At 66.7% G+C, this 12,441-nt stretch carries 13 protein-coding genes; 6 read left to right on the top strand and 7 right to left on the bottom strand.

Going from position 1 to position 12,441, the window contains the following annotated elements; all coding sequences use genetic code 11:
* Positions 1 to 10: 10 nt before the first annotated feature.
* The 7 genes from ACZ46K_RS17325 to hisD are packed head-to-tail and all read right to left on the bottom strand — an operon-like array spanning position 11 to position 5,279.
* Positions 11 to 193 (bottom strand): hypothetical protein, encoded by a 183-nt coding sequence (locus ACZ46K_RS17325; protein ID WP_054811007.1) that lies wholly within the window; start codon positions 191 to 193, stop codon positions 11 to 13.
* A gap of 56 nt (positions 194 to 249) precedes the next feature.
* Positions 250 to 885, bottom strand: coding sequence for an imidazole glycerol phosphate synthase subunit HisH (hisH, locus tag ACZ46K_RS17320; RefSeq protein ID WP_464743838.1), 636 nt, complete (start codon positions 883 to 885; stop codon positions 250 to 252).
* An 11-nt stretch (positions 886 to 896) separates the two neighbouring features.
* On the bottom strand, positions 897 to 2,057 hold the full coding sequence (locus ACZ46K_RS17315) for an MFS transporter (RefSeq protein WP_464743836.1): 1,161 nt from the start codon (positions 2,055 to 2,057) through the stop codon (positions 897 to 899).
* A 1-nt stretch (position 2,058) separates the two neighbouring features.
* A complete protein-coding gene (locus ACZ46K_RS17310; protein WP_464743834.1) occupies positions 2,059 to 2,214 on the bottom strand; it encodes a hypothetical protein in 156 nt (51 codons plus the stop codon).
* 4 nt (positions 2,215 to 2,218) lie between these two features.
* A complete protein-coding gene (gene hisB / locus ACZ46K_RS17305) occupies positions 2,219 to 2,833 on the bottom strand; it encodes an imidazoleglycerol-phosphate dehydratase HisB (RefSeq protein ID WP_464743832.1) in 615 nt (204 codons plus the stop codon).
* Positions 2,830 to 3,960, bottom strand: a complete 1,131-nt coding sequence (locus ACZ46K_RS17300; RefSeq protein ID WP_464743830.1) for a histidinol-phosphate transaminase — start codon at positions 3,958 to 3,960, stop codon at positions 2,830 to 2,832. The genes hisB and ACZ46K_RS17300 overlap by 4 nt, the downstream gene beginning before the upstream one ends.
* Positions 3,957 to 5,279, bottom strand: a complete 1,323-nt coding sequence (hisD, locus tag ACZ46K_RS17295) for a histidinol dehydrogenase (RefSeq protein ID WP_464743828.1) — start codon at positions 5,277 to 5,279, stop codon at positions 3,957 to 3,959. The genes ACZ46K_RS17300 and hisD overlap by 4 nt, the downstream gene beginning before the upstream one ends.
* 153 nt (positions 5,280 to 5,432) lie before the next feature.
* Between hisD and ACZ46K_RS17290 the strand changes: the two genes are divergently transcribed.
* The 6 genes from ACZ46K_RS17290 (at position 5,433) to ACZ46K_RS17265 (ending at position 12,441) form a co-directional block, all read left to right on the top strand.
* Complete coding sequence (locus ACZ46K_RS17290; protein ID WP_054806794.1) at positions 5,433 to 5,819, top strand: helix-turn-helix domain-containing protein; 387 nt, start codon at positions 5,433 to 5,435, stop codon at positions 5,817 to 5,819.
* A gap of 111 nt (positions 5,820 to 5,930) precedes the next feature.
* Entirely contained in the window at positions 5,931 to 7,685 is a 1,755-nt protein-coding gene (locus tag ACZ46K_RS17285; protein ID WP_464743826.1) for a PHA/PHB synthase family protein, read from the top strand.
* A 105-nt stretch (positions 7,686 to 7,790) separates the two neighbouring features.
* Positions 7,791 to 8,231: a hypothetical protein gene (locus ACZ46K_RS17280; RefSeq protein ID WP_464743824.1), complete on the top strand. Its 441-nt coding sequence runs from the start codon at positions 7,791 to 7,793 to the stop codon at positions 8,229 to 8,231.
* A 66-nt stretch (positions 8,232 to 8,297) separates the two neighbouring features.
* Positions 8,298 to 9,419, top strand: coding sequence for an alpha/beta fold hydrolase (locus ACZ46K_RS17275; protein WP_464743822.1), 1,122 nt, complete (start codon positions 8,298 to 8,300; stop codon positions 9,417 to 9,419).
* Positions 9,420 to 9,435: 16 nt separating this feature from the next.
* Complete coding sequence (locus ACZ46K_RS17270) at positions 9,436 to 10,617, top strand: glycoside hydrolase family 1 protein (protein WP_464749369.1); 1,182 nt, start codon at positions 9,436 to 9,438, stop codon at positions 10,615 to 10,617.
* Positions 10,618 to 10,812: 195 nt separating this feature from the next.
* Positions 10,813 to 12,441 carry an MFS transporter gene (locus ACZ46K_RS17265; RefSeq protein ID WP_464743820.1) on the top strand — a complete coding sequence of 543 codons (1,629 nt, stop codon included), beginning with the start codon at positions 10,813 to 10,815 and terminating at the stop codon, positions 12,439 to 12,441.

The following is a 12,441-nucleotide window of genomic DNA, read 5'->3' as shown; positions in this document are numbered from 1 at the left end:
GTGCTACGTCCTATTTCTTTTCCGGACCGAACGCCTTCCGCGTCATCCTCTTCGACACGATCCCCATCGCGACGATCGCGCCCACGACCCCGGCCAACGCGACGATCAGGCCGATCACCGGTGCCGGTCGCAGCACCACGATGACGAGGGTCGCGACGAGCAGCACCGCCGCGGCGGAGCCGAGCGACGCCATCGCGAGCTTGCCGATCGAGAGGTCCCCGGTCGGCTCGTCGCTCTCCTCGGGCCTGCTCACAAAGAATCCACCCAGTTCCGCAACAGAACGGCGCCGGCGTCACCGGACTTCTCGGGGTGGAACTGGGTCGCCGAGAGCGGCCCGTTCTCGACCGCGGCGAGGAACCTGCTGCCGTGCTCGGCCCAGGTCAGTCGAGGTGGGGCGATCCGTTCGGGTTCGGGCAGTTCCCAGGTCTGCGCCGCGTAGGTGTGGACGAAGTAGAAACGCGTATCGTCGTCCATTCCGGCGAACAGCACCGAGTCCTTCGGCGCTTCGACGGTGTTCCAACCCATGTGGGGCAGGACGGGCGCGTCGAGGCGGTCGACGGTGCCAGGCCACTCGCCGCAGCCTTCGGTCTCGATTCCGTGTTCGACACCCTTCTCGAACAGGATCTGCATGCCGACGCAGATGCCGAGCACCGGGCGCCCCCCGGCGAGTCGGGTACCGATGATCTTCTCGCCGCCGACACCGCGCAGGCCTCGCATACACGCGTCGAATGCGCCCACACCGGGGACGACGAGACCGTCCGCGGCGAGCGCGACCTCGGGGTCGGAGGTGACCTCGACGTGCGCGCCGGTGCGGGCCAGTGCCCGGGTCGCGGAGTGGAGATTGCCCGAGCCGTAATCGAGGACGGCCACCGTGGTTGCGCTCATGATTGTCGATTCTATGTGGAGGAACGGGGACGCTCGGACGGACCGGCAAGCCGCGCGAGCAACGGGAGTGTGGGGACGAGCAGTGCGGCAACGGCGAAGGCCGCCGGGTATCCGGCTGCGGCGGCCACCGCACCGAGTGCGAAGGATCCGGCGCCGGTGCCTGCGTCGAAGCCGATGTTCCATGCGGCGCTTGCGGACCCGATGTGTTCGGAACCGGCGCGCCGGAACGCGATGAGCAGTGCCTCGTTCTGCACGATGCCGAAGCCGAGTCCGAAGCACACCGAGGCTCCGATCAGAGCGCCGGTGCCGGCCCTGCCGTCAGCGATGAGGGCGAAGGGCACCATCGCCACCGCGGCGAGGGCGAGGCCGACGGGCAGCATCTTGCCCGCTCCGAAGCGGTCGGCGAGGGCACCCGCTCCGAAACGCCCGACGAGCGTGGACGCGCTGAGCACGGCCAGTGCGGTCGGGACAGGGAGATCAGCGACCGCGATCCGCAGGAGTGAGGTCAGTCCGCCATAAGCGATGGCTCCCGCTCCGACCGCCACCATGGGGAACAACAGCACCCGCAGCGGGATTCGACTGCTCGGCGCGGCAGCGCGTTTCGGAGTCCGTGGCAGCCGAACTGCAGCGACGAGAGCAGCCGAAGTGACGATCGCACCGAGGATGAACACCGGTGTGGTGGAGAAGCGTTCGGAGATCGCGAGCCCGGCGGGTAGGCCGATCATCTGCGACGCGGCGATCCCGACGCCGAGCGCCCCCGTCGCCCGCCCGAGCAGGCGGGGAGGTGCGAGTTCACCCACGAGTGCGGACGCGGCGACGGTGATCATGCCGAATCCGATCCCTCGCACTGCGGAGATCCCGAGGACGGCGGCCGGCGCCACCGACAGAAGGAACAGCAGCGACGGCGGACCGAGCAGCAAGCAGCCCGCCATCAGCATGGCGCGGTGACCGTAGGCACGCATCAGTCGCGGCATGGCGATCTGGGCGAGAACCGTGGTGAGCATGAATACGGCAGTCACCGATCCGGCGAGTGTGTCGGATCCCCCGGCTTCGGCGATGGCCCAGGGCACGACGGGCAGCAGCAGTGAGAATCCGCCGAATGCCGCGGCGGCCAATACCCAGGCCGCGGGGAGCCCGCGCACGCGCAGCAGTGCCGGACTGTCCTGCGTCACGTCAGGTCAACCTGAGCACACCCGCGATCACGGCGAGCACCGTGATCGCAAGGAGAACTCCCGCGAACAGCAGATTCCGGGATTTCCACATCGACCAGGTGCCGCCGGCCGTGATCCCCGCAGCGATGAAACAAACGTAGGTGAGGAGAACATCCATCGATTTACAGGCTGCCCTTGGTCGACGGCACACCGGTTACGCGCGGATCCGGTTCGACCGCCTCACGCAATGCGCGTGCGACAGCCTTGAACTCGGCCTCGGTGATGTGATGCGGATCGCGGCCGTAGAGCACGCGCACGTGCAGCGCGATGCGCGCGTGGAATGCGAAGGATTCGAATACGTGCCGGTTGATGACGGTCGAGTAGGGCACACCCGGGTAGCCGCCGATCACCGAATGCACCATGTAGTCGGGTTCGCCGGTGAACACGCAGTACGGGCGGCCGGAGACGTCGACGGACGCGTGCGCGAGGGTTTCGTCCATCGGGATGAAGCAGTCGCCGAACCGACGAATACCGCGCTTGTCGCCGAGCGCCTCGTTGAACGCGTCACCGAGGACGATCGCGGTGTCCTCGACGGTGTGGTGTGCCTCGATCTCGACGTCGCCCTGGGCGTGCACGGTCAGGTCGAACGAGCCGTGCTGACCGAGGGCGGTGAGCATGTGGTCGTAGAACGGGATCCCCGTGGCGATGTCGGTGCGTCCACTGCCGTCGAGATTCACCTCGACGGTGATGCTCGATTCCTTCGTGGTGCGTTCGACCTTGGCGATGCGGTCGCTCATCGGGTTGCCTCGATTTCGGTTGCGGCGAGTATTTCGCTGACCCGCAGAAGTTCGTCGTTCTCGTGCGCGAGTCCGATTGTGGTGCGCAGGTGGCCTTGGATGCCGACGTCCCGGATCAGGACACCGCGGTCGAGGTACCGCTGCCATGTGGCGGCGGCATCGGCGAAGCGTCCGAACAGGATGAAGTTGGAGTCCGACGGGATCACTCGGTATCCGAACCGGGTGAGTTCGGCTGCGACGCGGTCGCGTTGGGCGGCCAGTTCGGCAACAGAGCCGAGCGTGGCGTCGGCGTGCCGCAGCGCGGCCCGCGCGGCGGCTTGCGTGATCACCGACAGGTGGTACGGCAGACGAACCAACAGCAGCGCGTCGATCACCGCGGGGGCGGCGGCGAGGTAGCCGAGCCGACCACCGGCGAAAGCGAATGCCTTGCTCATGGTGCGCGAGACGATGATCTTCGCCGGGTACTCGTCGATCAGCGCCAGCGCGCTCGGCACTGCAGAGAACTCGGCGTATGCCTCGTCGACGATCACGATGCCCGGAGCGGCGTCGAGGATCGGACGCAGCTCGTCGAGCGGGATGCTGTGGCCTGTCGGATTGTTCGGACTCGTGACGAACACGACGTCGGGCTGCCGGTCGCGGATCGCGGCGACGGAAGCCTCGATGTCGAGGGTGAAGTCGTCTCGCCGGTAGGTGGGCCACCACTCGGTCTGTGTTCCGTCGGCAATGATCGGGTGCATCGAATACGAGGGCACGAAACCCATTGCGCTGCGGCCCGGCCCGCCGAACGCCTGCAGAATCTGCTGCAGCACCTCGTTGGATCCGTTTGCCGCCCACACATTCTCGAGCCCGACCGCGACACCGGTCTGCCGAGTGAGGTACGCGGCGAGATCGGTGCGCAGGGCGACGGCGTCGCGGTCGGGATAGCGGTGCAGTCGAGTCGCTGCCTCGCGGACCGATTCCGCGACGTCGTCGACAAGGGCCTGCGTCGGCGGGTGCGGGTTCTCGTTCGTGTTGAGCTGGACGGGCACCGTCAGTTGCGGAGCACCGTACGGCGATTTGCCGCGCAGGTTCTCGCGCAGGGGCAGGTCGTCGAGTGTGACGAAACCACCCGGAATCGCCGCGTTCACTTCAGTGCCTCGAAGCGCAGTCGCACGGCCTCGCCGTGTGCGGGCAGATCCTCGGCGTTCGCGAGAGTGATCACGTGGCCGGACACGTCCTTCAGGGCTGCCTCGGTGTAGTCGACGACATGGATTCCACGCAGGAAGGTCTGCACGCTGAGGCCGGATTGGTGCCGCGCGCAGCCCGCGGTGGGGAGCACGTGGTTCGAGCCGGCGCAGTAGTCGCCGAGTGAGACCGGGGCCCACGGGCCGACGAAGATCGCGCCGGCCGCCCGAACCTGTGCGGCAACGTCGGATGCGTTCTCCGTCTGGATTTCGAGGTGCTCGGCCGCGTAGGCGTTGACCACGTTCAGGCCTTGCGCGATGTCGTCGACCAGCACGATGCCGGACTGGCTTCCGGACAGCGCGGTCGCGACGCGTTCGCGGTGCTTGGTGAGTTCGAGCTGTGCGGCGAGCGCGGTGTCGACAGCGTCGGCGAGTTCGGGGCTCGTGGTCACGAGGACGGACGCGGCCATGACGTCGTGTTCGGCCTGGCTGATCATGTCGGCCGCGACGTGCACGGCGTCGGCCGTGTGGTCGGCGAGGATCGCGATCTCGGTGGGGCCCGCCTCGGCGTCGATGCCGACCACCGAGCGGCACAGCCGCTTGGCGGCGGTGACGTAGATGTTGCCGGGGCCGGTGATCATATCGACGGGCGCGAGTTCGGCGCCGTCGGTGTCGGTGCCGCCGTAGGACAGCAGCGCGATGCCCTGGCCGCCGCCGACCGCCCACACTTCGTCGACGTCGAGTAGCGCGGCCGCCGCGAGGATGGTCGGGTGCGGCAGGCCGCCGAAGTCCTTCTGCGGGGGCGAGGCGATCACGAGCGATTCGACGCCCGCGGCCTGTGCGGGAACGACGTTCATGACGACGGACGACGGGTAGACGGCGTTTCCGCCCGGGACGTACAGTCCGACCCGGTCGACCGGCACCCAGCGTTCGGTCACGGTGCCGCCGGGTACCACCTCGGTGACGGTGTCGGTGCGGCGCTGGTCGGCGTGCACCTTGCGGGTGCGCTCGATGGCGACTTCGAGGGCCGCGCGCACGGCCGGGTCGATCTCGGCGAGGGCTCGTTCGAGTTCGGCGGCCGGCACGCGAACACTGTCGGGACGGACGCCGTCGAACTTCTCGCAGTAGTCGAGAGCGGCCTCGGCACCGCGGTCGCGAATGTCGTCGACGACGGGACGAACATGATGCAGCACCGCGTCCACGTCCACTCCGCCGCGGGGCAGTGCGCCCCTCAGCTCCGCAGTGGTGGGAGTACGACCGCGCAGGTCGGTGCGGGCAAGCATGAGTTGTCCTCTCTCGCTGATCAGGGAACGTCTCCCATTATCCGCGATAGTGGATGGTTGACCACACGCGGGTGCGCCCCGGGCCGCGTTGCTGTCACTCCCCTCTCATCCCGCGGGGTCGGTGCCGGTCGGCACCGACCTTATGCTGGCCACATGAAGCAGGACGACGAGCGCCCGACGACTCTGGGCGAACTCATCCGACGTCAGCGTGAACTCGCGGAACTCCCGATGCGCCAGCTGGCGTCGATGGTGGGTATCTCGAATCCGTACCTGTCGCAGATCGAACGGAATCTGCGGGCACCGAGCGATCGGGTCCTCCATGCGATTGCAGAGCAGCTGCACGTGTCGGCGGACGCATTGGTGTCGCAGGTGACGCCGGAGACCGACGGGGAGACGGCGGTGTCCAGGGCACTTCGCGAGGATCCGGATCTGACAAATGCCCAGCGGCGGTCTCTGGAGGAGATGTACGAGGCGTTCCGGGAGGTCACGGTCGCAAAGCGACGACGGGGCGGCGGATCCCCGAACTCCGACACCGAGTGAGCAGACTCACATCTGAGCAGGTCAGGGGTTTTACTCACGGTTGGGTGGCAGGTCAGGAAGGTATAGGTCGCGCACAACTCAACGTGCACTCGGCATGTACCTTGCGGTAAGGTGCGCGCCCGCAGCGGAGCTGTCAGCCTCGAGGTGACCAACCGACCCAGTTCTGGAGTTGCCCCGGTGCTCAACAATCTGCAGAAGAAGATCTCGTCGTCGCTCGACCCCATCGGGTGGGGGCCGGCCGCTGCCTCCGTCGCGGGGCGTGCGGTGAAGAACCCGCGTGCGGTGGCCGAGGCGACCACAGAGTATGCACATCGTCTTGCGCACATCCCGGCCGCAGCAGCCCGCGTGTGGAATGCGAACGACCCCCAGGCTCCGGTTACGCCGGATCCCAAGGACCGACGCTTCTCCGACGCCGCATGGAAAGAGAATCCTGCCTACTTCTCGCTGCTGCAGAGCTACCTCGCCACCCGCGAGTACGTCGATGATCTCGTCGACGCAGGCGAGGGCGATGCCATGGCCGACGCCAAGACCCGCCAGTTCGCGAACCTGATGTTCGATGCGCTCGCACCGTCGAATTTCCTGATCAATCCGGGCGTCCTGGTGCGCGCGCTCGACACCGGTGGCGCGAGCCTGTTCCGCGGCGCGAAGTTCGCGGTGGATGATCTGGTGCATCGCAAGGGAATTCCACTCAAGGTGGATCGCGACGCGTTCACCCTCGGCGAGAACATGGCCGCGACCGACGGCAAGGTCGTGTTCCGCAACGATCTGATCGAGATCATCCAGTACGCACCGCAGACCGAGAAGGTTCATGAGGTCCCGATCCTGGCGGCGCCGCCGTGGATCAACAAGTACTACATCCTCGATCTGGCCCCGGGACGGAGCCTGGCCGAATGGGCGATCCAGCGCAATCGCACGGTGTTCATGATCTCGTACCGCAACCCGGACGAGACGATGCAGGACATCACGATGGACGACTACTACCGGCAGGGCATCGCGACCGCGCTGGACGTGGTCGAGGAGATCACCGGCGCCCCACGGATCGAGATCCTCTCGATCTGCCTCGGCGGCGCGATGGCCGCGATGGCGGCGGCACGACTGGGCGCGATCGACGACAAGCGGATCAGCGCATTCACGATGCTCAATACCCTCCTCGACTACAGCGAGGTCGGCGAGCTGGCGCTGCTGACGGACCCCGCGACGCTCGACAAGGTCGAGTACCGCATGAGCCGACAGGGCTTCCTGTCCGGATCGGAGATGGGCGGCACATTCGACATGATCCGCGCGAAGGACCTGATCTTCAACTACTGGGTGTCGCGCTGGATGAAGGGTGAGAAGCCTGCCGCGTTCGACATCCTGGCGTGGAACGAGGACAGCACCCGGATGCCTGCCGTGATGCACTCGCACTACCTGCGAACCCTGTACGGACGCAACGAACTCGCCGAGAAGAAGTACCTGCTCGACGGATCGATTCTCGACCTGTCGGACATCACCTGCGACACCTACGTGGTGGGTGCGATCAACGATCACATCGTGCCGTGGACGTCGTCGTACAAGTCTGTCGGCCTGCTCGGTGGCAACGTTCGCTACGTGCTCACGAGCGGTGGGCACGTAGCCGGCGCCGTCAATCCACCGAGCCCGAAGGCGTGGTTCGAGGCTGTCGGCGCTGCCGACGACGACAAGGTCGAGCTCCCCACGGACCCGAAGGCATGGCACGACAAGGCAACCCGCCATTCTGGCGCCTCGTGGTGGGAGGACTGGACCGTGTGGTCGACGACGCGCGCGGGCGCTCTCGTCGCACCGCCGTCGATGGGCAGCAAGGAGAATCCGGTCCTCGGTGATGCCCCCGGAACCTACGTCTTCAGCTGATCCGTTGCGTGTTAGCACTCAATCTGCTAACTTGCTAACAGCGTCGTTCGCGGCGTACCGACCCGATACAGCGCTACACCCCCGCGCTCAACGAAGGGAAACACCATGACTGCTCCCACCAAGACCACCGCGCCCAAGGCCACCGAGGCCGCAGCCAAGGCTTCCGACGCAGCCGTCAAGGCCACCGACGCTGCCACCAAGGCCGCCGCCGACGCCACCGCGAACGCACAGAAGACCGCCGAGAAGCTCACGGCGAGCGCCGCCGCCGCTGCCGACAAGGCCGCCGCCGACCTGACCAAGGCCGTCGACGAGACCACCGAGCGCGTCAACGAATTCAACGCCAAGTTCGTCGACGCTGCGAAGCAGAGCGGCAACCTCGGTGTCGACACCTACGAGAAGGCGGTCAGCAGCCTCCTCGACCTGCAGGAGAAGTTCGCCGAGGCCACCCCGGTCGAATGGGTCGCCGACATCGCCAAGGCGCAGGTCTCGTTCGCCCGCGAGCTCACCAGCACGGTCACCACCACGGCACGCGACCTTCTCAAGTAGGACACGATCCCACTTGCGAACCGCATTCGCGCCCGCGCGCCCGAACGGCGCTCTACGGTGCGGTACATGGCTCCGGTGACGCATACTCGGATCGCCGCGACTCCGATTCGACTCGGGGTCGCGGCGATCGCCGGTTGGAGCTCATATCTCCTCGGCCTGGCGCGACGAGGCCCCACACCGTGGACCGTCGCATCGGATATCGGCCGCTACTACGAGGTCCTGACCGACACCACACCGCCGACCTGGGCGCACGCGTGGCCGGTCCCCCGCCGATGGCCACTCGCGAACCTTCGCGACTGCAGCGCACCCGACGCCGCAGACCGGGAAACCGTGCCCACCCTGCTGCTCCCCCCGCAGTCCGGAACCCACTCGTGCATCGTCGACCACTCCCCGGGCCGCAGTCAGGTCGAGGCACTGCGCAACGGTGGCCTGACCCGGGTCCACTGCCTCGAATGGACACCCGCGAACGACGGCACCGACTCGGCATCCATCGACGAGCATCTCGCCGTGGTCGCCGAGACCGTCGAGCACCTCGGTGGCCGCGTGAACATCGTGGGCGACAGCCAAGGAGGGTGGCTCGGCACGATCTACGCGGCGCTGCACCCCGACGCGGTGCACACACTCACCGTGGCCGGCTCCCCCATCGATTTCCACGCCGAGCAACCCGCCCTCGCCACTCTCGCCCACGCACCGGCGAGTGCAGCGACCTCGGTGGTCGATCTCTTCTACGGCACTGCACGCGCCGCCGGTGTGCAGTCCACCGACCCGGTGGGCGAGATCGAGCGAGCAATGGCGCTTCTCGGCGCCCTCGACAACCCCGACGAGGTCATCCGTATGGAGACCGAGCGGCGCTGGTTCGCGTGGCGTCAGGAAGTTCCTGCCACCTTTCGCGAATGGATCATGCGCCACCTGTTCGTCGGGAACCAACTGATCGCCGGCACGCTCGTAGCCGAGGGTCGCACCGTGGATCTCTCGGCCATCGACTGCCCGCTGCGGCTGATAGCCGGCAACTCGGATCCGATGGCAACTCCGACACAGGTGGCTGCGCTCGCCGAGTACGTATCCACCCCGCCGTCGCGGATCGTGTCCACGATCGTCGATACCGGCCACATCGGGCTGTTCATCGGGCGGCAGACCCTGACAGACGTGTGGACACCACTCGCTCGAGCACTCGCCGCAGTCTCGTGAGGCAGCGGTGAGAGCGATCCTCGCGGTACTCGCTCTCATCGCTGCGGTCGGTATCCCGAGCATCTCACCGGCACATGCGCAGCCTGACGAATTTCTCTGGGGTGTAGCAAGTTCGGGATTCCAATCGGAAGGCTCGTCACCCGACAGCAACTGGCGGCGCTACTCGGCCACTGCCCGACACGAGCCCATCGGCACCTCCGTCGACTTTCGGCACCGCTACCGTGAGGACATCGCTCGCGCTGCCGACCTCGGAATCGGCGTCTACCGAATCTCTGTGGAGTGGGCCCGGATCCAGCCCACTCCGTATGGATGGGACGAGGCCGAACTCGCCTACTACGACGATGTCGTGCGAGAGATCCGAGGCCACGGCATGACACCGATGCTCACACTCGATCACTGGGTGTATCCCGGTTGGATCGCCGACCGTGGCGGCTGGTCCGACCCCGACACAGTGCGGTCCTGGCTCGCCCATGCCGAGACGGTCGCCGCGCGCTACGCCGAGGCAGACGTCCTGTGGGTGACGTTCAACGAGCCCAGCCAGTATGTGTGGCAAGAGGTGACGAACGGCGGTCTCGCACCCGCCGAGGTGCCGGTGATGTTCGATCGGCTGGTCGAAGCGCATCGCGGCGCGTACGAGACGATCCACCGGCTCGATCCTGATGCGCGGGTGACGTCGAACGCCGCCTACATTCCCGGCGCGCAACAGTATCTCGACACCTGGTTCCTCGATCGGGTCCGCACCAGCCTCGATTACGTCGGCGTCGACTACTACTACGGCGTGACGCCGCAGAATCCGACGGCGATCCACGCCGCCGTCGGCGACTACGCGTCGGTCGTGCCGCACCCGCAGGGCATGTACGACGCCCTGATGGACTACACCCGCCGCTACCCGGGTATTCCGCTCTACGTGGTCGAGAACGGGATGGCCACCGCCGACGGCGCTCCACGCGCCGACGGCTGGACCCGCTCACGACACCTGCGGGAACACATCGACGCGATGGGTCGCGCGATCGCCGAAGGTGCTCCCGTATTCGGATACAACTACTGGTCGCTCACCGACAACTACGAGTGGGGCTCCTACACGCCGCGATTCGGCCTGTACACCGTCGATGTGAACACAGACCCGACCCTCACTCGGCGTCCGACCGATGCGGTCGAGACCTACCGGACGATCATCGCCGAGACCCGGTTCTCGTAACTCCGACGGTTCCGAGTACCGCACCTGCCCCCAGGGTCAGCACGACCCCGCGACGCGAGCGCATTCCTCCCTGCCGAACATTGTGGCCTCTTACTTCACGAACAAGCAACTCACTTGACGCACTGTAATGCGAGTGCAATATTTGTCGCGCGGATCACAGCAGATCCCGCCTCGCATGCTCAAGGAGTCCCGCCCATGCACCCCGATATCAACGCCGCATCACCCACGTACCCACCGAGTCGAACTCCACCGACACGCAGCAGTGTTCGCGGCACGCTGGTCGCAGCCTCGCTGGCCGTGATGGTTGCGCAGATTGCGAATGCACTTCCCGGCGCGCTCAACGGCGTATTCCAGGAGACGTTCGGCACCGTCGGGTCGCAACTGACGTGGATCACCGCGGCGTTCATGATTCCCGTGGTCGTGTTCGAACTGACATTCGGCGTTCTCGGCGACAAGTACGGGCACCGCTCGTTGGTGGTCGGCGGTGCGGGGGTCGTCATGATCGGCTCGCTCGTATGCGCGGTGTCGCCGACGGTGGAGTGGATGTGGGTCGGCTCTGCGATCAATGGCCTCGGCGCGGGCGCAGTCTTCCCCGCATCACTCGCCCTCGTCGCGTCGGTCGCCGAAACGAGCCGGGAACGCATCCGCGGCATCGCGATGTGGGCGGGCTTCCTCTCCGCCGGTTCCGCGGCCTCACCGCTACTCGGGGGCATCCTCGCGGGCTTCGGCTGGTGGCGTGCCGCGTACGTCGTGGTGGCCGCGTCCGGACTGACCGCGTTGGCCGTGGCCCTGTGGAAATCCCGGGACTCCGAGCGCCAGCAGGGGCGCCGCCCGGACCTGTGGGGACAGATCACCTTCGCACTCGGCCTGATTCTCGTACTGTTCGGACTTGTCCAAGGCCCCGAAGAGGGATGGAGTTCCACCCGCGTGATGGGGGCGCTGATCGTCGGTGTCGCGTTCCTCGTCACGTTCGTGGTCATCGAAATACGAGTTCCCTCACCGCTACTGGATCTCAGGCTCTTCCGTATCCGGGAGTTCACCGTCTCCTCTGCGGTGGCGGTCATCGGAATGTTCGCCTTCCTCGGCGCATGCTTCGCCACGAGCATGTGGCTCGGCCCGGTCCAGCATCAGAATCCCCTCTACACCGGCCTGCTGTTCCTCCTGCTCCAGGGACCGGCCTTCGCGATGATCCCGCTGATCTCGCGCCTGCAGAACCGGTTCGCCGCGAGAGGGCTACTCACAGCCGGATTCCTCACCATTGCCGCGGGTGGATTGCTGGCATCGAACAACGACGTGACGAACCGATCCGTTACCGGGTTCATTCTTCCGTCGCTGCTCGTCGGTATCGGTTTCGCCTTGACGTTGTCGCCGATGACATCGAGCGCGGTCAACTCCGTACCACGGCACCTGACGGGAACTGCCAGCGCGGCGACGAATCTGCTCCGTGATCTCGGCTTCGCACTCGGCCCGGTACTCGTGGGTGCCGTCGCGCTCAGCACCGCCGGCAACGCCCTCGGATCAGCACTGACAGGTTCGACCTTGCCCTCCGGCGAACTCGAAGCGGCCCGCGCGACAGCCCAGGCGGGTGGCCCGATCGCTGTGAACAGCCTCCCGACGGGTGCTCCCGGATCGGCCGCTCAACCGCTCGCACTCGAGGCGCTCGGACAAGGGTTCGCCCAGGCCTTCGTCGTGATCTCCGTGGCGGCACTGGTTGCCGCACTTCTGAGTTGGTTCGGTCTGCGTGGTGTCGGCGCACACGCGGGTCACGACGACCACGACACATCGACCACCACGGCATACCCGGTGACCCGCACCTTGCGTTAG

The organism is Rhodococcus sp. JCM 9793, from assembly GCF_055380405.1.
The sequence above is the reverse complement of the archived record's forward strand: the minus strand, read 5'-3'. Positions and strand labels throughout refer to the sequence as shown.

Excerpts from the sequence above, each read along its gene's own strand:
- ACZ46K_RS17325 (WP_054811007.1), bottom strand. The coding sequence starts at position 193 with ATGGCGTCGCTCGGCTCCGCCGCGGCGGTGCTGCTCGTCGCGACCCTC.
- hisH (WP_464743838.1), bottom strand. The coding sequence starts at position 885 with ATGAGCGCAACCACGGTGGCCGTCCTCGATTACGGCTCGGGCAATCTC.
- ACZ46K_RS17310 (WP_464743834.1), bottom strand. The coding sequence starts at position 2,214 with ATGGATGTTCTCCTCACCTACGTTTGTTTCATCGCTGCGGGGATCACG.
- hisB (WP_464743832.1), bottom strand. The coding sequence starts at position 2,833 with ATGAGCGACCGCATCGCCAAGGTCGAACGCACCACGAAGGAATCGAGC.
- hisD (WP_464743828.1), bottom strand. The coding sequence starts at position 5,279 with ATGCTTGCCCGCACCGACCTGCGCGGTCGTACTCCCACCACTGCGGAG.
- ACZ46K_RS17290 (WP_054806794.1), top strand. The coding sequence starts at position 5,433 with ATGAAGCAGGACGACGAGCGCCCGACGACTCTGGGCGAACTCATCCGA.
- ACZ46K_RS17280 (WP_464743824.1), top strand. The coding sequence starts at position 7,791 with ATGACTGCTCCCACCAAGACCACCGCGCCCAAGGCCACCGAGGCCGCA.
- ACZ46K_RS17275 (WP_464743822.1), top strand. The coding sequence starts at position 8,298 with ATGGCTCCGGTGACGCATACTCGGATCGCCGCGACTCCGATTCGACTC.
- ACZ46K_RS17265 (WP_464743820.1), top strand. The coding sequence starts at position 10,813 with ATGCACCCCGATATCAACGCCGCATCACCCACGTACCCACCGAGTCGA.